Here is a 19,709-nt window from a genome sequence, read left to right on the forward strand (position 1 = left end):
AAATGGCTGGCGACTGGCTCTAAAATGCGCCGCCAACGGATTCGGCGGGTGTCTGAGATGTGGCAACAGCGTCTGATCAATCTGTGTGCGCGTTCGCGCGGCTTTCATCTGGTGACCGATGAACTGCTGGCGGCGCTGCCGGAGCTGGCCGATTACCGTGTGGGGCTGTTGCATCTGTGGCTGCAGCACACCTCGGCCTCTTTGACCATCAACGAGAACGCCGATGCAGCCGTGCGACGTGACTTCGAGCGCTTCTTCAACCGTCTTGTGCCCCAGGGTGCAGAAGGTTACGAGCACGACTATGAGGGGCCGGACGATCTGCCGGCGCATTTCAAGTCGAGCTTGCTTGGTTGTCAGCTGAGTCTGCCGATCAGTGAAGGTCGGTTGAACCTCGGCACCTGGCAGGGTATCTATCTCGGCGAGCACCGCGACCATGGCGGCGCGCGCCGGGTGCTGGCGACCCTGCATGGCGAGCTGCGCTGAAGGCGCGACCTGCCGATAATTTTTTCCAGCGGCATTTTTGCAATGCGTGTCGCTGGGCTATAAGTAACCTGCTCTGCGCAAGTCATGAGGTAGAACATGAGCGACGAAGAACTGGAACAGGACGACCTGGAAGGTGCTGACGAGGACGATGGCGAGGAGCTGGAAGCAGCCGACGCCGGCGACGACAGCGAGGACGATGGTGGCGGCGACGCACCGGCGTCCGGTGGTGGTAAATCGAAGAAGGCCAAAGCGGCCGAAGAAGTCGAGGAGCTGCCCAGCGTAGAAGCCAAGCAGAAGGAACGCGACGCCCTGGCCAAGGCCATGGAAGAGTTCCTCTCGCGGGGTGGTGCGGTGCAGGAGATCGAGCCCAACGTGGTCGCTGATCCGCCCAAGAAGCCGGACAGCAAGTACGGCAGCCGTCCTATCTGAGGACTGCTGTCGCCATGAAAAAGCCCGCCAATCGGCGGGCTTTTTCATGAGCGTCTGTTCAGCCCCAGCGCTCCAGCAGCCCCGGCAGCTCGGCCAGGCTCTGGATCTGCGCGTCCGGCGTATGCTCACCCTCCCAGGCCTTGCCCTGGGGGTTGAACCAGATGGCACGCAGGCCGGAAGCGCGAGCGCCGGCGATATCGTCACCGGGGTGGTCGCCGATATGCACAGCCTGCCCGGCTTCGACATTGGCGCGCTGCAGGGCGATCTGGAATGGATGCGGGTCGGGTTTGCCGATGCCCAGTTCCTCGGCGCACAGGGCGAAGCGGAAATAGTCGGCCAGGCCCAGGCGGCGCACGTCGGCGTTGCCGTTGGTGATCACCCCTAGGGTGTAGCGCATGGCCAGGCGCTCCAGGGTCGGATGCACCTCGGGGAACAGCTGCACCTGGTGGCGTGCAGCGAGGAATACCTGGAAGCCGAGCTCGGCCAGGTCATCGGCTTCGCCCTGGGGGTAGCCGGCATCCAGCAGGGCATGCAGCAGGATGCGCCGGCGCAGCTCGCTGAGGCGGTGCTTGAGGCCGAGGTCGGCGCTCATCAGGCGGGTGCGGATCGCCCACAGGTGCTCGATCGGTACCGGGCCCAGGCGCGGCGCCTCGGTGGCCAGCCAATCACGCAGCGTCGCCTCGGCGCTGTGCATTACTGGGGCCACGTCCCATAGGGTGTCGTCGAGGTCGAAGGTGACCAGGCGGATGTTCATGAGGATTCACTCTTGCGCTTGGCGCGCGGGTGGGCGCCGTCGTAGACCTTGGCCAGGTGCTGGAAGTCCAGGTGGGTGTAGATCTGCGTGGTGGCGATATCGGCGTGGCCGAGCAGCTCTTGCACGGCGCGCAGGTCCTGCGACGACTCCAGCATATGGCTGGCGAAGCTGTGCCTGAGCATGTGCGGGTGCAGGTGCTGGCCCAGCTCACGCACGCCGGCCTGGCGCACACGCAACTGGATGGCGCGCGGGGTCAGGCGCTTGCCCTGGCGGCCGACGAACACGGCGCCGTCCTGCGGGCTGGCCAGCGCACGCAGCGGCAGCCAGGCCTCCATGGCCTCGCGCGCCTTGCGCCCGACCGGCAGCTCGCGCGCCTTGTTGCCCTTGCCGCGCACCCTCACCAGTCCGGCGGGCAGGTCGAGGCCATCGAGATCCAGGCCTACCAGTTCGGACAGGCGCAGGCCGGAGGAATAGAAGAGTTCGAGCATGGCCTGGTCGCGGCGGGCGATGAAGTCGTCCTCCACGCCACCATCCAGCAGCTGCGCCGTGCGGTCGGCATCCAGCGCACGCGGCAGCCGGCGCTCGCCCTTGGGCGCGGACAGGCCGCCAGCCGGGTCATGCCGGCAGAGGCCTTCGCGGCCGAGGTATTGATAGAAGCCGCGCACCGCCGAGAGCAGGCGGGCCAAGGAGCGGCTGGACTGGCCCTGGCCATGCAGGCGGGCGACCATGGCGCGCAGGGTGCGGGTATCGAGGGCGTCCCAGTTGGTGACGGCGTGCTTCTCGCACAGGGCGAGCACTTTCAGCAGGTCGCGGCGGTAGCCGTCGAGGGTGTGCACGGAGACCTGGCGCTCGCGGCGCAGGTGATCGAGAAAGGCGTCGAGGCTGCTCTGCATGGCGACTCCGGCAGACGACGGGTGGGCCGCAGGCGGCCCCGGGATCAACGCACCGAACGCAGCGGGGCGGCGAAGCGTGGCAGCACGCGGGCCAGTACTTCGGCCACGTAGCCGAGGAACAGGGTGCCAAGGCTGCTTTTGTAGTGTTGCGGGTCCGGGCTGCCGATAGACAGCACGCCATGCAGGCCTTGGTGGCTGAGGCTGACCACGGCGGCCGAGCCGACTTGGCCATGCTCCTCGCCAAAGAGGAACTCCAGCTCGTTGGGGCGCAGCACGCCGCAGGTGGTCTTGCCACCGCCGAGCAGGCCGCCGATGGCCTGGTGAGCCTCGGCTGAGCTGACCGAGCGGCCGACGCCGAGCGGCGTCTCGCTGAACAGGATCAGGCTAACGAAGGGCACCTGGAACTCGTGGCGCAGGCTGTCTTCCACCGCGCCGATGACCTCTTCCAGGCTGGTGGCGTCGAGCAGATCGAGTACCAGGCGGCGGGTCTTGTCGAACAGGCGGTCGTTGTCACGGGCCACGTCCATCAGCTGCGACAGGCGATGGCGCATCTCGATGTTGCGTTCGCGCAGCAGTTTGACCTGGCGCTCCACCAGCGACACGGCCTCGCCGGGCTGGTGCGGGATGCGCAACTCGGGGATCAGCTCTTCGTAGTCGACGAAGAATTCCGGGTGCTGTCGCAGGTACGCGGCGACGCTCTCGGAGTCGAGTTGCACGAGCTGATCCTGATCACTCATAGACGAACCTGTCCTTCGTACACGCGAACGGCGGGTCCGGTCATCATAACCGGCTGGTCGGGCCCTGCCCACTCGATGGACAACTTGCCGCCCGGCAGCTCCAGCTGCACGGGCGAGTCCATCCAGCCCTGGCGGATGGCGGCCACGGCGGCGGCGCAGGCCCCGGTGCCGCAGGCCTGCGTCTCGCCGGCACCGCGTTCCCACACGCGCAGGCGTGCCTGCTTACGATCGACGATCTGCAGGAAACCGACATTGACCCGCTGCGGGAAGCGCGGATGGTGTTCCAGTTTGGGGCCGAGCGTGTGTACCGGCGCGCTGTCGACGCTGTCGACGCGCAGCACCGCATGCGGGTTGCCCATGGACACAGCCGCCAACTGATGGCTCTGGCCATCCACCTCAACCGGATAGCTGATCTCCTCGGCATCGGCCTGGAACGGAATCTGCTGTGGGACCAGGCGCGGTGCACCCATGTCCACGGTGACCTGGCCGTCCGGGCGCAGGTCCAGCTCGATCACGCCGCTCTTGGTCTCCACACGAATCTGCTTCTTCACGGTCAGGCGTTTGTCCACCACGAAGCGGGCGAAGCAGCGCGCGCCGTTGCCGCACTGTTCTACTTCCGAGCCGTCGGAGTTGAAGATGCGGTAGCGGAAGTCCACGTCCGGGCTGGTCGGTGCTTCGACCAGCAGCAGCTGGTCGAAGCCGACGCCGGTGTGGCGGTCGCCCCACGCCTTGGCGTGCTTGGGCTGGATATGCGCGTGTTGGCTGATCAGGTCGAGGACCATGAAGTCGTTGCCGAGTCCGTGCATCTTGGTGAAGCGCAATAGCATGATCGCGCCCTCACTGCGGCAGCAGGCTTTCGCCGGCGTAGAGTTCGGCCAGGGTTTCGCGGCGACGCACTTCATGGGCCTGCTCGCCATCCACCAGCACCTCGGCGGCCCGGCCGCGGGTGTTGTAGTTGGAGCTCATGACGAAGCCGTAGGCACCGGCCGAGCGCACGGCCAGCAGGTCGCCCTCGGCCAGCACCAGCTCGCGGCCTTTGGCCAGGAAGTCGCCGGTCTCGCAGATCGGCCCGACCAGGTCGTAGTTGCGGGCCTCGCCGTTGCGCGGCTGCACCGGAGTCACGTCCATCCAGGCTTGGTACAGGGCCGGGCGGATCAGGTCGTTCATCGCCGCATCGATGATGGCGAAGTCCTTGTGCGTGGTGTGCTTGAGGTATTCCACGCGGGTCAGCAGCACGCCGGCGTTGGCCACGATGTAGCGGCCCGGCTCGAATACCAGGGCCAGGTCGCGACCGGCAATGCGCTCGCGCACGGCCTTGATGTAGTCGCCGGCCAGCGGTGGCTGCTCGTCGCGGTACTGCACGCCGAGGCCGCCGCCGAGGTCGAGATGCTTGATCTGGATGCCTTGGGTGGCCAGTTGGTCGATCAGCGCCAGCAGACGATCAAGGGCGTCGAGGAAGGGCGGCAGGGTGGTCAGCTGCGAACCGATGTGGCAGTCGACGCCGACCACCTGCAGGTTTGGCAGCGCGGCGGCGCGGGCGTACACGGCCGGCGCCTGCTCGATATCGATGCCGAACTTGTTTTCTTTTAGGCCGGTGGAGATGTACGGGTGGGTACCGGCGTCCACGTCCGGGTTGACCCGCAGCGAGATGGCCGCGGTCTTGCCCAGCTCGGCAGCGACCACCTGCAGGCGCTCCAGCTCGTCCACCGATTCGACGTTGAAGCAGTGCACGCCTACTTCCAGGGCGCGACGCATATCGTCACGGGTTTTGCCGACGCCGGAGAATACGATCTTGGCGGGCTCGCCACCGGCGGCCAGCACGCGCTCCAGCTCACCGCGGGAGACGATGTCGAAGCCGGCGCCGAGGCGCGCCAGGACGTTCAGCACGCCCAGGTTGGAGTTGGCCTTGACGGCGAAACACACCAGGTGCGACATGCCGGCGAGGGCGTCGGCATAGGCACGGTACTGGGCCTCGATATGGGCGCGGGAGTACACGTATGTGGGCGTGCCGAAGCGCTCGGCAATGGCGGACAGGGCCACGCCTTCCGCGAACAGTTGCCCGTCGCGGGTGGTAAAGGCTTGCATGGAACCCCCTTAGAGGAAGACGTCTTTGTCGCGTTTTTCGGACGTTTTCTGATCGTCGGGTAGGTACAGCGGGCCTTTCTGGCCACAACCGGCGAGAGCGGTAGTGAGCACGGCGAGCGCGATGAAGGGCAGCAGCAGGCGCTTCATGGTGGAATCCTTTGCGAAATCGAGAATGGTTCGGAGTATACCCACCCCCCGCCGCCTTGCCTATGTACGCCCGGCGGGCCCGCCAGGTGGCGCCCCGGGCTTGCCTGGAACGGGTCGTTTGCGGCTAGCATGAGCTAAAAACGGAGTCTCGATGGAAGCCCCCGACACACTCGCCAGCTCGGTCTCGGTCGCCTACCTGCAAGGCCTGCTGGATTACCTCGCCCGCCAGGGCTTCGCCAGCGAAGCCTTGCTGGCCAAGGTGCACCTGAGCCCGGCGATTCTCGCCCAGCGCGACCAGCGCATCGCCGTCAGCACCTACCTCGAACTGCTGGGCGAGGGTGTGCGCCTGACCGGCGATGCCAACCTCGGCCTGCATCTGGGTGAGGCCATGCGCCCCGGCTACTACGGCGTGCTCGGTTACCTGATCATGAGTTGCGCGACGCTGGCCGACGCCCTGCATCGCCAGGCTCGCTACGCCGCTCTGGTGGGTAACCTGGGGCGCGTCGATCTGGACGAGGAGCCGGCGCGCGAGGGTCTGGAGCCGCAGGTGGCGCACAGCTGGGAGCCACTGGTGCGCGAGCAGCAGCGCCAGCACAGCGAGGAGACGCTGGCTGGCTGGCTGACGTTCGGCCGCTGGATCACCGGCCTGCAGATCCCGCCAACCGAGGTGCGCTTCCAGCATGCGGCGCCGGCCGATACCTCCGAACACGAGCGGATTTTCGGCTGCCCGGTGCTGTTCGGCCAGGCGGACAATGCATTGGTGTTCCCCAAGCGCCTGCTGGCCACGCCGCTGGGCCAGGCCGACGCGCAGCTGCGGCAACTGCTCGACGCCCACGCGGATCGTCTGCTCGGCCAGCTCAACCAGGGTCATAGCGTGCTGGATCGCGCTCGCCGCGAGCTGGCGCGCCAGCTACCGGAGCAGGGTGCCGATCTGGAGCGCCTGGCGCAGACGCTCGAGCTCAGTGCCCGTACCCTGCAGCGGCGTCTGCGCGAGGCGGGTCTATCGTTCAGTGGCCTGCTCGACGAGACGCGCCACCAACTGGTGCTGCACTACCTGCGCGATCCTGCGTTGGAACTGGCGGAGATCGCCTTCCTGGTCGGCTTCAGCGAGGCCGGCTCGCTGGCACGGGCGTTCCGCCGCTGGACCGGTCAGAGTCCGGGCGTCTACCGGCAAAGTCTGCTAGATTCCGCCGCTCATTCATGAGGATCCCGCGATGAGTTTGAGCGAAGCCCGTTTCCACGATCTGGTCGATGCTGCCCAGCAAGCCGTGGAGGACATTTTCGATGACAGCGACCTGGACCTCGATCTGGAAAACTCCGCTGGCGTGCTCACCGTACGCTTCGAGAACGGCAGCCAGCTGATCCTCAGCCGCCAGGAACCACTGCGTCAGCTATGGGTAGCAGCTCGTTCCGGTGGTTTTCACTTCGACTACGACGAAGCCCAGGCGCTGTGGATCTGCGACACCAGCGAGGAGCCGCTGGGCGAGCTGCTGAACCGGGTGACCCGTGAGCAAGCCGGTGAAGACCTCGAGTTCGACGAGCTCTGAGGTTGTCGATTCGCCCTGCCGTCGCCAGTGCTGCCTGGACGATCACGACCAGTGTCTGGGCTGCGGCCGCAGCCTTGCCGAGATACTCGAGTGGGGCAAGGCGGATGGCGTTCGCCGACGTGAGATCTGCCAGGCCGCGCAGCGGCGTCTGAATCCACCGCCTGGCGATGCATGACCTGCGGCCTTGCTTCTTGCCCTGCTTGTGGTAGCTTCATTCGAAGCTGACTAACCGTTCAAAACCCCGCCTTCGGGCGGGGTTTTGCTTTATCTGGCCCAAGGAGGAAGACCCACGCCATGAGCAGCACCCCCGCGATCATCATCACTCGCCTCGATCTGCAGCGCCTCGAGCGCCTGCTCGACAGCCTAGAGGACTTCGGCCCCACAGCCGAAGCTCTGGAAACGGAGCTGGCACGCGCCCAGGTGGTAAGCCATGACGAGGTGCCGGCCGGGGTGGTGACCATGAATTCGCGGGTGCACTGCCGTGAAGAGGGCAGCGGCAAGGATTACCACCTGACGCTGGTGTTCCCCGAAGACGCCGGCGGCGAAGGCCGGGTTTCGATCCTGGCGCCTGTGGGCTGTGCGCTGCTTGGCCTATCCGTTGGCCAGCAGATCGATTGGCCAGGTCCGGGCGGCAAAGCGCTCAAGCTGACCCTGCTGGCCGTCGAGTACCAGCCTGAGGCCGCTGGCGAGTACCAGCGCTAGGCGAGAATGAAGCGCCCCGCCATCGGCCGGGGCTCACGGCAAGGTGGCGTGTCGCTGCCGCGCCGCAGTTGCTCCTCCAGCTGTACGTTGCGCGCCATGCTCTGATTGCTCTCGATGGTGCGGGCGACACCACCACCGGACACTTTGCCGTTACCTGCGATGGCTGGGCCGTTGATCAATGCCAGTAACATTGCCAGGAGCATGGCCTTGGATGGGGACATCTGCATGTCTAGCTCCCTACCCGAACGGCAGAGAGAAGGTTCTGCAGCACTTCCGGCAGACTGGCCGTGTGGCTCTGCGCACGCAGGTCACCGCCCAGGCCCAGAACCAGACTCAGCAGCACGCTGGCGGCGATCGCGCACAGGCCGAAGCCGGCCAGAGCGCCGCTGTCTGCGTGTTTGCGAATGAGCCTGGCCATGTCGTTCTCCCGATGGGGATGCTGGAATGGCGTCAGGTTCGCCTAGGGCGATTCGATTGAAAAATGAGTGATCGGACTACCAACTATCAGCAGGATCGATGGGTGCCCTGCGTGTTGCCGGCCGGCAATGCCTTATCTGGCGAGACGGGTAAGGATGCGATCGAGGGCGTTGGCGAAGGACTGGCGATCCTTGTCCGAATAGGCCGACTGCCCGCCACCCATCTGTCCCTGGTCGCGCAGGTCGGTGAAGAGGTTGCGTACGGCTAGGCGCTCCCCCATGTTGCGCTCGTCGAACTCGCGACCTCGAGGATCGAGTGCGGCGATGCCCTTCTTCACCAGCCGATCGGCCAGTGGGACGTCGCTGCAGATGACCAGATCGCCGGGCTGGGCTTGCTCCACGAGGTGATCATCAGCGGCGTCCGGGCCGCTGGGGACCACCACCAGCTTCACGCAAGCGAAGTTTGGCCTGGCCACCGGCTGACCGGCCACCAGCACCACGTCGAAGCCACGCTTGAGGGCGAATTTCACCACCTGATCGCGGGCCAGGCGCGGACAGGCGTCCGCGTCTATCCATACGCGCATTTCAGGCGGCGGCGCGGCGCACGGTGGCGAGCAGCGCAGCAGCACCGACGAACAATCCGGCGAAGGTGCGGTTCATCAGGCGCTGCTGGCGAGGCGTGTGCAGGGCGCGCAGCACACGGGAAGCCAGCCCCGTGTAACCTGCCATGACGATCATGTCGACGATGATCATGGTTGTGCCCATGATCAGGTACTGCGCCAGCAGGGGCTGGTGCGGGTTGATGAATTGCGGCAGCACCGCAAGCATGAAAACGATCGCCTTGGGGTTACTGGCGTTCACCAGAAAACCGCGTAGTACCAAGGTTAAGGGGCGGCCGATAGGGCGCTCGGCGGAGTCGCTAGCCATGTTGCTGGGCAGGGCTTGCCACTGCTTGATCGCGAGCCAGACCAGGTAGGCCACGCCGAACCACTTGATGGCGGCGAAGGCAGTGGCCGATGCGGAGAGGATGGCGCCGACACCGGCGGCGACGACCGCGATCTGCAGTGCCAGGCCGACTTGCAGGCCTAGTGCGTTCCAGTATCCACGGGCGAAGCCATACTGCAGTCCACTGGACATGGAGGCGATGGCGCCCGCTCCCGGTGAAAGACTGATCACCCAGCAGGCGACGAAGAAAGCGAGCCAGGTTTCCAGAGCCATGGCGAATACCTCGGAGAGAGCGGATGAGACGGGCCGTACAGCCTACTCCGCCACCCTGCCCGCCACCAGCCCCGCTAGCGCCAGCGGCGCATGCTCTTCTGGAAGAACAGGCTGTTGGGGACCTGCAACAGTGCGCCACGAGCGTCCTCGCTCAAGTCTTCCAGCGTGGTGTAGAAGAGGTTGATGGCCAGAACGCGTCCCTTTACTCCCGGCTTGTCGGCGCTTTCGACCAGCTCCACCGTGTCGCCAAGGCGGAACGGCCCCATGCTGAAGATCAGCAGGGCGCAGAACATGTTGGAAAGCACGCTCCAGAGCGCGAAGAAGGCAACTGCAGCCACGGCGGCGAAGCCGGTAAGCGCGGTCCAGAGCACCTCGGCGGATACGCCCAGGCGCTCCAGCACCAGCATCAGTGCGCTGCCCATGATCAGCCAGCGCAGCAGTCCGCGCAGCGGCAGCAGCACTTCCTGGGGCAACATCGAGTAGCGTGTGCCGAGACGGGTGATGCCGCGGGTGACGATGCGTTGAGCGACCCACGACAGCATCAGGATCAGCAGTACCTGCGCCGCCACGATCAATGGCTCGCGCCAGGTAGTGAGCAGCTCCAGCTCTTCCATCAGTCGGCTTCCTCGAGCTGGCGCTGCAGCTCTTCGAGAGTTTCCAGGGCCAACAGCCAGGCCTCCTCCAGCTCACTCTCTGATGATTTCAGGTGCGCCTGCTCGGCCAGCAGCTCTCGCAGCTCGTCCTTGCGGGCTGCATCGTAGAGGCCGCTGTCACCGAGTTTTTCCTCGATGGCGGCAAGCTTCTCCTGAACCTTGCCGAGATCTTTCTCCAGTTTCTCTGCTTCGCGCTTGTGCGGTGCGAGTTGTTGGCGCAGGGCCGCGGCCGCCTGGCGTTGGGCACGCTTATCGGTCTTGTCGCCAGTTGGCGCGGAGGCGGAGGATGGCGGTAGCTGACGGGCGCGATAGTCCACGAGCCAGCGGGCGTAATCCTCCAGGTCGCCCTCGAACGGCTGCATGCGGCCATCGGCGACCAGCATGAACTCGTCGGTGGTGCTCTTCAGCAGGTGACGATCGTGCGAGACCACCAGCACGGCGCCGGCGAAATCCTGCAGGGCCATGGTCAGTGCCAGGCGCATTTCGAGATCCAGGTGGTTGGTAGGCTCGTCAAGCAGCAGCAGGTTGGGCTTCTGCCAGGCAATCAGTGCCAGGGCCAGGCGCGCCTTCTCGCCGCCGGAGAAATTCAGCACCGCCTCGTCGCAGCGTGCGCCGCGGAAGTCGAAGCCACCGAGGAAATCGCGCAGGGTCTGCTCGCGCTCGCCGGGGGCGATGCGCTGCAGGTGTAGCAGCGGGCTGGCCTTGGCGTCGAGTGAGTCGAGCTGATGCTGGGCGAAGTAGCCGATGGCCAGGTTCTCGCCACGAATGAGGCTGCCGCCGAGGATCTGCAGATCACCGGCCAGCGTCTTTATCAGGGTCGATTTACCAGCCCCGTTGGGGCCAAGCAGGCCGATGCGCGCACCGGGTGCGAGGCTCAGCTTGATCTTTTCCAGTACCGCCTTGTCGCCATAGCCGAGGCTCGCTTCGGAAAGGCTGAGCAATGGGCTGGAGACCTTGTCTGCCTCGCGGAAGACAAAGTCGAAAGGTGAATCGACATGCGCTGGTGCAAGCTCCTCCAGGCGTTCGAGAGCCTTGATCCGGCTCTGTGCCTGACGGGCCTTGGTGGCTTGGGCCTTGAAGCGGGCGATGTATTTTTCCATGTGCGCGCGCTGGGCCTGCTGTTTCTCGTAGGCCTGTTGCTGCTGCGCCAGGCGCTCGGCCCGGGTGCGTTCGAAGGCCGAGTATCCGCCGCGGTAGAGCGTCAGCTTCTGCTGCTCCAGATGTGCCACGTGGTCGACCACCGAATCGAGGAAGTCGCGGTCGTGGGAAATCAGCAGCAGTGTGCCTGGGTAGCCCTTCAGCCACTCCTCAAGCCAGAGGATGGCGTCGAGGTCGAGGTGGTTGGTCGGCTCGTCGAGCAGCAGTAGTTCGGATGGGCACATCAGCGCTTGGGCCAGGTTGAGGCGCATGCGCCAGCCGCCGGAGAAATCGCCGACCCGCTTGTCCATCTGCTCGGCCGTGAAGCCCAGGCCGGCTAGCAGCTTGCGTGCGCGGGCATCGGCGGTATAGCCCTGGGCATTGTCCAGTTCAGTGTGCAGGCGGGCGATGGCGCTGCCGTCGTGCGAGGCTTCGGCTTTCGCCAGCTCGGCCTGGATCATACGCAGATGCGCATCGCCATCCAGCACGTAGTCCACCGCCAGGCGCTCTAGATTGTCCACCTCTTGGCGCATGTGAGCGATGCGCCAGTCGGCCGGTAGCAGGCAGTCACCGGCATCTGGGCCGAGCTCACCGCGCAGCAGGGCGAACAGACTGGATTTGCCGGCACCGTTGGCACCGATGAGGCCGACCTTCTGGCCGGCGTGCAGGGTCAGCTCGGCGCCTTCGAGCAGGCGTTGCGGACCACGTTGCAGAGTAAGATTGAGCAGTCGAATCATGATGGCGGCGGAGTCTACCAGCTTCGCCCCGCCATATCCCGGAGAGCAACATGTCGTCGGACCTATGGAGTTTTGCCATCCGCTGCTACGGACGCCCCGGTGTGGAACAGACCTGTCTGCGTTTGCAGGATGGCGGCAGCGATATCTGCTTGGTGCTTTGCGCGCTGTGGCTGGAGCAAAGGCGAGTTGCCTGTGACGAGCAACGCTTTGGGCAACTGCTGAGCATTGCCGAACCTTGGCAACTTCAGGTGGTGCAGCCGCTGCGCGAACTCAGGCGTGGCTGGCGGGAGAGAGGTGCACAGGATCCGGATCTGGCGCAGCTGCGCGAGCAGCTCAAGGTGATGGAGCTGAAGGCCGAGCGAGCTTTGCTCGAGCGGCTGGAGACTGTCGTGCAGAAATGGCAAGCCACGGACGATGCCGTGGCTTGGCTGGAGCGGTTGTCGATTCCCCGCGACGCCCAGGGGCTTCTGCGTGCCGCGGCGAGATCGGTTTAGACGCCAGGCGGTGTGGTGCCGTTGCCGGCGGGTGCTGCTGGAGTCGGCGTCGCTGTATTGGCCGGGGCAGCTGGTTTGGCTGCTGCTGGCTTGGCGGCAGCCTTCGCCACTGGTTTCGCCGCCGGCTTTGCAACAGCGGGTTTAGCCGCTGCCGGCTTCTTCACTGCAGGCTTGGTTGTCGGCGTGGCCGCAGGCTTCGCGGCGGCTTTCGCAGCTGCCGGCTTGGCCGCTGGTTTTGCGGCGGGCTTGGCGGTGGGTTTCACTGCTGCTTTGGCACCCGGTTTTGCGGCCGGCTTGCTCGCCGGCTTGACCGCGGCAGTCTTGACCGGCGCTTTGGCTGTAGCGGGTTTGGCCGCTGGTTTTGCAACTGCCTTGGCCGCCGGTTTTGCGGCAGGTTTGGCCGCGCTTTTCGCAGCTGGCTTAGCAGCGGGCTTGGCTGCAGCCTTGGCGACTGGTTTTGCGGCGGCCTTGCTGGCCGGTTTGGCAGCAGGCTTGGTTGCCGGTTTCGCAGCAGGTTTTGCCGCAGGCTTGGCGACGGCTTTGGCAGCAGGTTTCACTGCGGCTTTCTTGGCTGCTGGCTTGGCTGCTGCTTTGGCATCAGGCTTGGCAGGAGTGCGGCTATCCAGTGCCTTGGCCGCAGCCTCGCTCACCTTGCCGACGCCTTGGGCCAGTTTCAGGCTTTCCTGGGCATCGCGCTTGAGCTGCACGATGTAGCTGCGCGTTTCGGCCTGGCGAGTCTTCAGGCCGGAGAGCAGGTCTTCCAGCTCGGCCACCGCGGCCTTGGCTTTTTCCTGGGCCTTGGCTTTGCCGGCCTTGGCTGCGCCTTGCAGCTTGGCGCGGCTGTCATGCAGCTTTTCCTGCGCCTTGACGCGTTGTTTCTCCAGCTTGGTCAGCATGCCTTCGGCGTCGACCAGAGCTTGCGCGCAGGCCTTTTCCAAATGTTCGAGCAGGCTATGGGAGAGTTGCTGGAGCAGATGCAAAGGGGTGCTTACGGACTTCTTATTGTTGGTCGGCATGGCGTGCCTCCTAACGGACGTTGGTGCTCCCCATACTAGACGGCTGACTCGCCGGTCGCTAGCACCCATGCGGGCAACAGGCATAATCACCGGCAAATTCCGCGGAGAGTTTCATCATGCTGCGTCATGTGTTGTTGCTGTTGTGCCTGCTTCCCGTCTTGTCGCCCGCCGCGCCCCAGGACGAGGACCTTGCATACAGCCTGGGTGCGCGACTCGGTGAAAGACTGCGCAGCGAGGTACCCGACCTGCCACTCGATGCCTTGCTCCAGGGCCTGCGCCAGGCATACCACGGTGATGAATTGAGGCTTCCTCCGGAGCGTATCGATGCGCTGCTCGATGCCCATGAACAGCACATGGCCAACAGTCGTGAAGAGCAGGCGCGCATGGCCGAAGGGCGCTTTCTCTCCAGGGAAAAATCCCGGTACGGTGTCCGCGAACTGGAGAGTGGTGTGCTGGTAAGCGAGCTGCGAGCGGGCAGTGGGCGCAAGCCGCATGCAGGTAGCCGGGTGAAGGTGCTCTACCGCGGAGAACTGGCCGATGGCACTCTCTTCGATCAGAGTGAGGGACCTCAGTGGTTTCGTCTTGGCGCCCTGATTCCAGGCTGGCAGGCGGCCTTGCGGCAGATGCCGGTCGGCGCCCGTTGGCGCATAGTGATCCCTGCGGCTCAGGGGTATGGCGAGGAGGGTGCTGGTGACCTGATTCCGCCGAACGCAACGCTCGTTTTCGAGGTCGAGCTGGTGGATGTGGCCGATTGAATCGCCAGTGATCGGCCATGAAAAAGCCGCCTGACGAGGCGGCTTTTTCTATATCGCGAGATACTCAGAGTGGGGCGGCAGTGGCCTGGTGTTGGTGCGCATTGTGCAATACCTCGATCAGGCAGTCTTCCAGCTCGAAGCGCTCATGCAGCAGCTGGCCTAGACGTTTCAATTCGCTATTGAGGGAGGCTGCATCGCGGCAGTCGCCGTTGTCGCAGCGATCATTGAATGCCAGCGCCACCTCGGTGATGGCTTCGATGCGCGGGTAGATTTGCTTGGCCAATTCGAGTCCGCGCTGGTCGCCGAATGCCTTGGCCTCGACGGTGAGCTGTTCGTATACCTCGAAGTGCCCGGCAGACACATAGTCGACCAGAATCTCGCAGAAGCGCTGCACGTCCTGGGTGTTGGCGACGATACCTTGTGGCTTGTCGCAGAGCGCACCGAAGGCGCTGACCAGCTCATGACGTTCCTGCAGCCAGCGGTCGATCAGCTGGTGTACACCGCCCCAGCGTTCCTGGGCGTTCTGGCAGCTCTCGAGCATGATGTCCTCACTTCCCTACTGGTGAATGCTGAATACGCCAGCCCCGAGACATTTTATTGTCAGCTCGCGGGTGCTCGGGGAGCGTCTCGCCGGAAACGGCGGATTAATGGCGAGACTTGGGGCCAGAGTATGCCCACTCGGCGCAGGCATCAAGTCGTGGCTATCGGAAAGGCCACGCCTCAGCGACGGCGCAGCAACTGGAACAGTGCGAACACGACCATGCCGATGAATGCCAACAGGCTCCATTCCGGTACGCTGAGGCCGAACAGCGTCCAGGTCACTTCCGCACAGTCGGCAGTACCGTGGAATACCAGGCGCACGATCTCCTGCAGCGGCAGGGCTTCCATCATGAACTCGAGACTGGGCAGACAGGCCTCCAGCTGGTCGGCCGGCACGCTCTGGAGCCATACCTGGCGTGCTGCAGTACCGGCGCCACCGGCAGCGAACAGCAGGGCGAGCACGGCATAGACCCGCTGGCCGGTGCGTGCCGGCCCATGGATGGCGGCGATCAGGCAGACCAGCGCGAAGAGGATGACGAAGACGCGCTGGACTATGCACATCGGGCAAGGGTTGAGGCCGACCGCATGCTCCAGATAGAGGGCTCCGCCCATCAGGGCCAGGCAGCCAAGGAAGGCGAGCAGGAACAGGGTACGCGGGGTGGCCAGCGCCATGGTAACTCCGATGCGGGGCAAGAAAGGCGCCTACGGTAGAGGAAAGCGGGGCGGGCTTTCAAGGCGCGGGTAGGCGCCCTGTCAGTGGCAGGGCGCCGCACGTCCGGCCGGCGGCTGTCCGCTAGTGCGATGGTTGAGGCAGTTGAGGCAGGCGCTGGCCCTGCAGCACCTGCATCTCCTGCATCAGGCGGTTACTACCCTCGATATCCCCCTGGCTGGCCAGCAGGCGGGCGAGCTCGGCGCAGGTTTCGGCGCTACGAGAAAACTCCAGGCTTACTTCGAAATACTCTCGAGCCTTGCCCCAGAGTTCATTCTGCAGGCAGAGCCGCCCAAGGCTGAGTAGCAAGATTGGGTCTTGCGGGTGCTGTTTGAGCAGGCCTTCGGCCGTCTGTAGCTGGCGAACCGGGTCACGTCCCCGCAGTTGCCCATACAAGCGAATCAGGCGTGCGTCGTAACCCTGCTTGAGTGCCTTGCGCAGTACCTCCTCGGCCTCCTCCTGAGCGCCGAGTGCACGCAGTTGTGCGGTATAGGCCAGCAGCAGGTCGACGTCTTGACGCTGCGAAGAGGAGAGCGATTGCCAGGCAGCGGTAAGTGGCTGCAGGGAAAGCTCGCCCTGATCCATTCCGCTTTCTCCTGCATGCTGCAGGCGGGCGGTCCACACCTTGCGCTCCAGTTCGACCAGCGCCTCGCCATCCAATACCTTGGACTTTCTCAGCTCCGGTAGCAGATCGAGCAGGGCCGCCCAGTCACCGTGCTCGGCCAGCGTACGCTGCAGTTGCTCCAGCACTAGGTGGTGGCGGGGGTGGCGCTCGCGCATGGCCTGCAGGGTATCCAGCGCGCCATTCAAGTCGCCCCACTCACGCTGTAGCTCGGCGTGGGTCAGCGCGACGGCCAGTTCGGCCTGAGGCTGGCGCCGCAGGGCGCGCTCCAGCAATTCCTCGCTTTCCTCCCGACGCCCCAGCCTGCTGGCGGCTCGGGCGGCCCCGAGATAGAACATCAATGGTTGGCGCTCGCCTTCGGCAGCCAGACGCAGGTGGCGCACCGCACGCTCCCAACGTCCCTCGATCAGGTCCATGAGCCCCTTGTCCGCAGCTAGCTGCAGGCGTCTTCCTCGTTGCCGGCGCGACCATGGGTTGAGCAATCCACCGGATGCCAGTAGCAGTCTTACAAGCCAGCGCAATGTCCAGATCGCCAGCAGGACGAAGGCGATCAGGAACAGGAACACCCACAGACTGGACTCGTAACGCAGGCCCTTCCAGGCGATCAGCACGTAGCCGCTGTGCTCTGCGATGGCCAGGCCCAGCGCGGTGGCAGCGGCCACCACCAGAACCAGAAGCAGGACGGCACGAATCATTGCCCATCCTCCTCGATTGCCTCGATACCTGGCTCGTGTTCCGCCTCGGCATCAGGCAGCAGCTCGGCAGCCTCGCGGCGTTTTAGGTAGGCCTGCAGGCCGCTCAGGGCGTCGTCCAGCTTGGGCATGCTGGCGACGACCTTCTGCTCGCTCAGCTCGCCGATGCGCTTCTGCATGGCCTGCACAGCCTGATTGTCGCGATCGAAATAGCTGTCCAGCACTTCGCTGGCCGAGGTCAGGGCCTGACGATAGACCGCCTGATCGCCGTTCAGCGCCCCCCACTGGGCCTGTTCCAGCGCCAGTGCCAGGGTCAGGCGCACCTGCGCCAGACTCTGTCCTGCCAGTTGTGGGCGCACATCCTGGTCGGCGTGGAGATCGATGCGCACGTAGCGTGACAGCTCCTGCCAGAGCTCATCCCAGCGACTGCTGTCGCTGGCGTTGGCGCTGCTCGGCACCTCGGCCGGCAGGATATATTCGGGGGCCAGCATCTGCAGTTGAGCAACCTGGCCACGCAGGGCGGCCAGTTGCAGGAACAGGCCGCTGCGATCCACCTGTGGCAGGCTGCGCAACGCCTCCAGCACCTTGATCAGCTCGCCGCGGGCTGCGAAGGCCTGTGGATCATTCTGAGCCCGAAGGATATCTTCGGCGCCCTGCACCAGTGCCACGGCACTGTCCACGTCCTGCAGGGCAGACAGGCGCAGCATGGCCAGGCGCAGCAAGTGCTCGGCCTCGGCCAGGCGCCAGTCCTGGCGACTCTTGCCGAGTACGCCGGACAGGTCCTGTGCCAGCCGCTGCTGCTCGCCCTGCACGCTCACCAGCAGATCGCGCTGGGTCGCCAGCTCGCTCGCGGTGGGCAAGCCAGCCAGGCGTTTGGCGACATGTTCTTCGCTGGCCTTTATACGTGCCTGCGCCGCCTCACCGGCCTGCTGGAACTGCGCCAGCTGCTGAGTCGCCTGTTCCTGTTGCTGGTGCAATTGCCAGGCGCTCCAGCCGCCCGCCCCCAGTGCAGCCAGGCCGATCAGCAGTGCCAGCCAGGCCGGGCCATTACTCCGGGCCTTGGGGGCGGCGACCTGCGGCTGGTCGATCTGAGTTTGCGGGCTTTGTTCGCCGATCTGCGGGGCTGTTTCGCTCACGTGTCCTTCCTTTGCTAGTGGGCCGGCGCCGGGTGGGCGCGCAGGGCCTCCAGAACAGCCGCAGCACTGGCGCCGCGACAATCGATGACCTGCCGTGCACCCGCCGCACGGGCCATGTCGGCCACTCGCGGGCTGGGTACCAGCAAGGGTAGCCGAGACAGCTCTTCCCAGGCGCTGGCAGCCAGTTGGCGGAGGTTGTCCAGGCCTTGTGCGCTGCTGACCAGCAATGCATTGAGGTGCGACTCTTCAACTACCCGTGCCAGCGTACCGGCAGGGTATTGAGGCCGTACACGGCGATAGAGTTCCAGATAGTCTACTGCTACGCCACGTTGGCGCAGGGTATCAGCGATCAGCTCGCGACCACCCTCGCCACGCATGATCAGCACTCGAGGGTTCGGGACCAGCAATGCGCTGGTCAACTGTGGCAACGCCAGCAGCGCCTCGCTGTCATCACCCTCGCTCGGGCAACAGGCGCGCAGACCGTGTGGTTGCAGGAACTGGTCGAGTACCCGGGCGGTGGCAGTGCCGACGCTGAACCAGGCCAGATTGGCTGGTGGCTGCTGGCGGTGGCGCATGAGCAGTTCGAGGCCCAGGCGTGCCGCAGTCTTGCTCACCACGACCAAGGCGCTGTAGTGCTCGAGGTCGAGGATAGCGGCGCGTTGCTCAGGTATTTCTGCCAGCGCCTCGGTCGCCAGCAAAGGGAGGCTGCGGCTGAACACTCCTGCCTCGGCCAGCGTGGCGGCCAGAACCTCGCACTCGGCAGCGGGGCGGGTCAGCAGCAGGCGCCAACCCGTCACTCGGCAGCGGCCTCGCCGTAGACCGCCTTGAGGATGGTTTCCGCACCCTGGGCCAACAGTTGCTCGGCCACCTGCACGCCGAGCACTTCGGCATCGCCGCCACGACCTTCAGCGCGCAGCAGCAGCTCGCCATCGGGCTGTCCGACCAGGCCGCGCAGCCACAACTGGTCGCCTTCGAGCAGCGCATAGCATGCAATCGGTACTTGGCAGCCGCCATTGAGGCGCTTGTTCAGCGCGCGTTCGGCAGTGACGCGGATGGCTGTCTCGGCATGGTGCAGTGGCGCCAGCAGGGCGTGAATCTCGCTATCCGCACTTCGGCACTCGATACCGACGGCGCCCTGGCCGCCTGCCGGCAGACTGTCGTCGACGCTGATGGAGGAGCGGATGCGTTCCGAGAAGCCCAGGCGGATCAGGCCGGCGGCGGCGAGGATGATGGCGTCGTACTCGCCGGCGTCCAGCTTGGCCAGGCGGGTGTTCACGTTGCCACGCAGGAACTGGATCTTCAGGTCCGGGCGGCGCGCCAGCAGCTGAGCCTGGCGGCGCAGACTTGAAGTGCCGACCACGCTGCCGGCCGGCAGGGCATCTAGGCTGTCGTAGGTATTGGAGACGAAGGCGTCGCGCGGGTCTTCGCGCTCGCAGATGCAGAACAGGCCGAGGCCTTCGGGGAAGTCCATCGGCACGTCCTTCATGGAATGCACGGCGATGTCGGCCTCGTTCTCCAACAGAGCGGTTTCCAGCTCCTTGACGAACAGTCCCTTGCCACCGATTTTCGCCAGGGGTGCATCGAGCAGCTTGTCACCGCGACTGACCATGGGAACCAGGCTGACTTTCAGCCCGGGATGGGACTCTTCCAAGCGGGCTTTGACATATTCGGCCTGCCACAGGGCCAGGGCGCTCTTACGGGTGGCGATGCGAATTTCGCGGGGCATGGGCAATTCCAGAAAAACGGACTGCCAGGGATGATAACAGGATGGCCAGCACACGCCCGCAGGCACAATCGCCGCAGGGAG

The 19,709-nt window shown here is 65.2% G+C and carries 27 protein-coding genes; 8 read left to right on the top strand and 19 right to left on the bottom strand.

Annotated elements, in window-relative coordinates:
• The first annotated feature begins 57 nt into the window (after positions 1-57).
• Both IB234_RS03970 and sutA read left to right on the top strand, forming a co-directional pair.
• Positions 58-483 (top strand): secondary thiamine-phosphate synthase enzyme YjbQ, encoded by a 426-nt coding sequence (locus IB234_RS03970; RefSeq protein ID WP_192315549.1) that lies wholly within the window; start codon positions 58-60, stop codon positions 481-483.
• Between the two features lie 96 nt (positions 484-579).
• Positions 580-912 carry a transcriptional regulator SutA gene (sutA, locus tag IB234_RS03975; RefSeq protein ID WP_192314176.1) on the top strand — a complete coding sequence of 111 codons (333 nt, stop codon included), beginning with the start codon at positions 580-582 and terminating at the stop codon, positions 910-912.
• A gap of 58 nt (positions 913-970) precedes the next feature.
• Here sutA and IB234_RS03980 read toward each other — a convergent pair whose 3' ends face one another.
• From IB234_RS03980 to lptM, 6 genes are read right to left on the bottom strand one after another with little or no spacing between them, the layout of a single operon-like run.
• Positions 971-1,666 carry an HAD family hydrolase gene (locus tag IB234_RS03980; RefSeq protein ID WP_192314179.1) on the bottom strand — a complete coding sequence of 232 codons (696 nt, stop codon included), beginning with the start codon at positions 1,664-1,666 and terminating at the stop codon, positions 971-973.
• Positions 1,663-2,559, bottom strand: coding sequence for a tyrosine recombinase XerC (gene xerC, locus IB234_RS03985; RefSeq protein ID WP_192314182.1), 897 nt, complete (start codon positions 2,557-2,559; stop codon positions 1,663-1,665). Before xerC ends, IB234_RS03980 begins: the two co-directional genes overlap by 4 nt.
• Before the next feature lie 44 nt (positions 2,560-2,603).
• Positions 2,604-3,296, bottom strand: coding sequence for a DUF484 family protein (locus tag IB234_RS03990; RefSeq protein WP_192314185.1), 693 nt, complete (start codon positions 3,294-3,296; stop codon positions 2,604-2,606).
• Complete coding sequence (gene dapF, locus IB234_RS03995) at positions 3,293-4,123, bottom strand: diaminopimelate epimerase (RefSeq protein WP_192314188.1); 831 nt, start codon at positions 4,121-4,123, stop codon at positions 3,293-3,295. The genes IB234_RS03990 and dapF overlap by 4 nt, the downstream gene beginning before the upstream one ends.
• Before the next feature lie 10 nt (positions 4,124-4,133).
• Positions 4,134-5,381 carry a diaminopimelate decarboxylase gene (gene lysA / locus IB234_RS04000; RefSeq protein WP_192314191.1) on the bottom strand — a complete coding sequence of 416 codons (1,248 nt, stop codon included), beginning with the start codon at positions 5,379-5,381 and terminating at the stop codon, positions 4,134-4,136.
• Positions 5,382-5,390: 9 nt separating this feature from the next.
• Positions 5,391-5,528, bottom strand: a complete 138-nt coding sequence (gene lptM / locus IB234_RS04005; protein WP_192314194.1) for an LPS translocon maturation chaperone LptM — start codon at positions 5,526-5,528, stop codon at positions 5,391-5,393.
• A gap of 151 nt (positions 5,529-5,679) precedes the next feature.
• On the opposite strand from lptM, the gene IB234_RS04010 reads away from it, so the two are divergent.
• The 4 genes from IB234_RS04010 to rnk all read left to right on the top strand — a co-directional run bounded on the left by IB234_RS04010 (position 5,680) and on the right by rnk (position 7,777).
• A complete protein-coding gene (locus tag IB234_RS04010; RefSeq protein WP_192314197.1) occupies positions 5,680-6,732 on the top strand; it encodes an AraC family transcriptional regulator in 1,053 nt (350 codons plus the stop codon).
• A gap of 10 nt (positions 6,733-6,742) precedes the next feature.
• The gene (gene cyaY / locus IB234_RS04015) at positions 6,743-7,075 is read left to right on the top strand and encodes an iron donor protein CyaY (protein ID WP_192314200.1); all 333 of its coding nucleotides are present in this window, start codon (positions 6,743-6,745) and stop codon (positions 7,073-7,075) included.
• Complete coding sequence (locus IB234_RS04020) at positions 7,047-7,250, top strand: DUF1289 domain-containing protein (RefSeq protein ID WP_192314204.1); 204 nt, start codon at positions 7,047-7,049, stop codon at positions 7,248-7,250. Before cyaY ends, IB234_RS04020 begins: the two co-directional genes overlap by 29 nt.
• Positions 7,251-7,369: 119 nt before the next feature.
• Complete coding sequence (gene rnk, locus IB234_RS04025; protein WP_192314207.1) at positions 7,370-7,777, top strand: nucleoside diphosphate kinase regulator; 408 nt, start codon at positions 7,370-7,372, stop codon at positions 7,775-7,777.
• On the opposite strand, the gene IB234_RS04030 is transcribed toward rnk, so the two are convergent.
• From IB234_RS04030 to IB234_RS04055, 6 genes are all read right to left on the bottom strand, one after another.
• Complete coding sequence (locus IB234_RS04030; RefSeq protein ID WP_192314210.1) at positions 7,774-8,004, bottom strand: hypothetical protein; 231 nt, start codon at positions 8,002-8,004, stop codon at positions 7,774-7,776. The two genes, rnk and IB234_RS04030, sit on opposite strands and share 4 nt — an antisense overlap.
• Positions 8,005-8,006: 2 nt before the next feature.
• Positions 8,007-8,195 carry a hypothetical protein gene (locus IB234_RS04035; RefSeq protein WP_192314213.1) on the bottom strand — a complete coding sequence of 63 codons (189 nt, stop codon included), beginning with the start codon at positions 8,193-8,195 and terminating at the stop codon, positions 8,007-8,009.
• Between the two features lie 132 nt (positions 8,196-8,327).
• On the bottom strand, positions 8,328-8,777 hold the full coding sequence (locus IB234_RS04040; RefSeq protein ID WP_192314217.1) for a YaiI/YqxD family protein: 450 nt from the start codon (positions 8,775-8,777) through the stop codon (positions 8,328-8,330).
• A 1-nt stretch (position 8,778) separates the two neighbouring features.
• Complete coding sequence (rhtB, locus tag IB234_RS04045) at positions 8,779-9,411, bottom strand: homoserine/homoserine lactone efflux protein (protein ID WP_192314220.1); 633 nt, start codon at positions 9,409-9,411, stop codon at positions 8,779-8,781.
• A 74-nt stretch (positions 9,412-9,485) separates the two neighbouring features.
• On the bottom strand, positions 9,486-10,025 hold the full coding sequence (locus IB234_RS04050) for a mechanosensitive ion channel family protein (protein WP_192314223.1): 540 nt from the start codon (positions 10,023-10,025) through the stop codon (positions 9,486-9,488).
• A complete protein-coding gene (locus IB234_RS04055; protein ID WP_192314226.1) occupies positions 10,025-11,938 on the bottom strand; it encodes an ATP-binding cassette domain-containing protein in 1,914 nt (637 codons plus the stop codon). The genes IB234_RS04050 and IB234_RS04055 overlap by 1 nt, the downstream gene beginning before the upstream one ends.
• Before the next feature lie 50 nt (positions 11,939-11,988).
• Here IB234_RS04055 and IB234_RS04060 point away from each other — a divergent pair, with 50 nt between their 5' ends.
• Positions 11,989-12,432 (top strand): TIGR02444 family protein, encoded by a 444-nt coding sequence (locus tag IB234_RS04060; protein WP_192314229.1) that lies wholly within the window; start codon positions 11,989-11,991, stop codon positions 12,430-12,432.
• On the opposite strand, the gene IB234_RS04065 is transcribed toward IB234_RS04060, so the two are convergent.
• Positions 12,429-13,448, bottom strand: a complete 1,020-nt coding sequence (locus IB234_RS04065) for an AlgP family protein (RefSeq protein ID WP_192314232.1) — start codon at positions 13,446-13,448, stop codon at positions 12,429-12,431. The two genes, IB234_RS04060 and IB234_RS04065, sit on opposite strands and share 4 nt — an antisense overlap.
• A 116-nt stretch (positions 13,449-13,564) precedes the next feature.
• On the opposite strand from IB234_RS04065, the gene IB234_RS04070 reads away from it, so the two are divergent.
• Positions 13,565-14,203, top strand: coding sequence for an FKBP-type peptidyl-prolyl cis-trans isomerase (locus tag IB234_RS04070; RefSeq protein ID WP_192314235.1), 639 nt, complete (start codon positions 13,565-13,567; stop codon positions 14,201-14,203).
• 64 nt (positions 14,204-14,267) lie between these two features.
• Here IB234_RS04070 and rsd read toward each other — a convergent pair whose 3' ends face one another.
• The 6 genes from rsd to hemC form a co-directional block, all read right to left on the bottom strand.
• Positions 14,268-14,744, bottom strand: coding sequence for a sigma D regulator (gene rsd, locus IB234_RS04075; protein WP_192314239.1), 477 nt, complete (start codon positions 14,742-14,744; stop codon positions 14,268-14,270).
• A gap of 179 nt (positions 14,745-14,923) precedes the next feature.
• Entirely contained in the window at positions 14,924-15,415 is a 492-nt protein-coding gene (locus IB234_RS04080) for a disulfide bond formation protein B (protein WP_192314242.1), read from the bottom strand.
• 121 nt (positions 15,416-15,536) lie between these two features.
• Entirely contained in the window at positions 15,537-16,769 is a 1,233-nt protein-coding gene (locus IB234_RS04085) for a heme biosynthesis HemY N-terminal domain-containing protein (protein ID WP_192314245.1), read from the bottom strand.
• Entirely contained in the window at positions 16,766-17,902 is a 1,137-nt protein-coding gene (locus IB234_RS04090; RefSeq protein ID WP_192314248.1) for a uroporphyrinogen-III C-methyltransferase, read from the bottom strand. The genes IB234_RS04085 and IB234_RS04090 overlap by 4 nt, the downstream gene beginning before the upstream one ends.
• Before the next feature lie 14 nt (positions 17,903-17,916).
• Positions 17,917-18,699 carry a uroporphyrinogen-III synthase gene (locus tag IB234_RS04095; RefSeq protein ID WP_192314251.1) on the bottom strand — a complete coding sequence of 261 codons (783 nt, stop codon included), beginning with the start codon at positions 18,697-18,699 and terminating at the stop codon, positions 17,917-17,919.
• Positions 18,696-19,628 carry a hydroxymethylbilane synthase gene (gene hemC / locus IB234_RS04100; protein ID WP_192314254.1) on the bottom strand — a complete coding sequence of 311 codons (933 nt, stop codon included), beginning with the start codon at positions 19,626-19,628 and terminating at the stop codon, positions 18,696-18,698. The genes IB234_RS04095 and hemC overlap by 4 nt, the downstream gene beginning before the upstream one ends.
• Between the last annotated feature and the right edge of the window lie 81 nt (positions 19,629-19,709).

The organism is Pseudomonas sp. PDM16, from assembly GCF_014851865.1.
Classification (GTDB): Bacteria; Pseudomonadota; Gammaproteobacteria; order Pseudomonadales; family Pseudomonadaceae; genus Aquipseudomonas.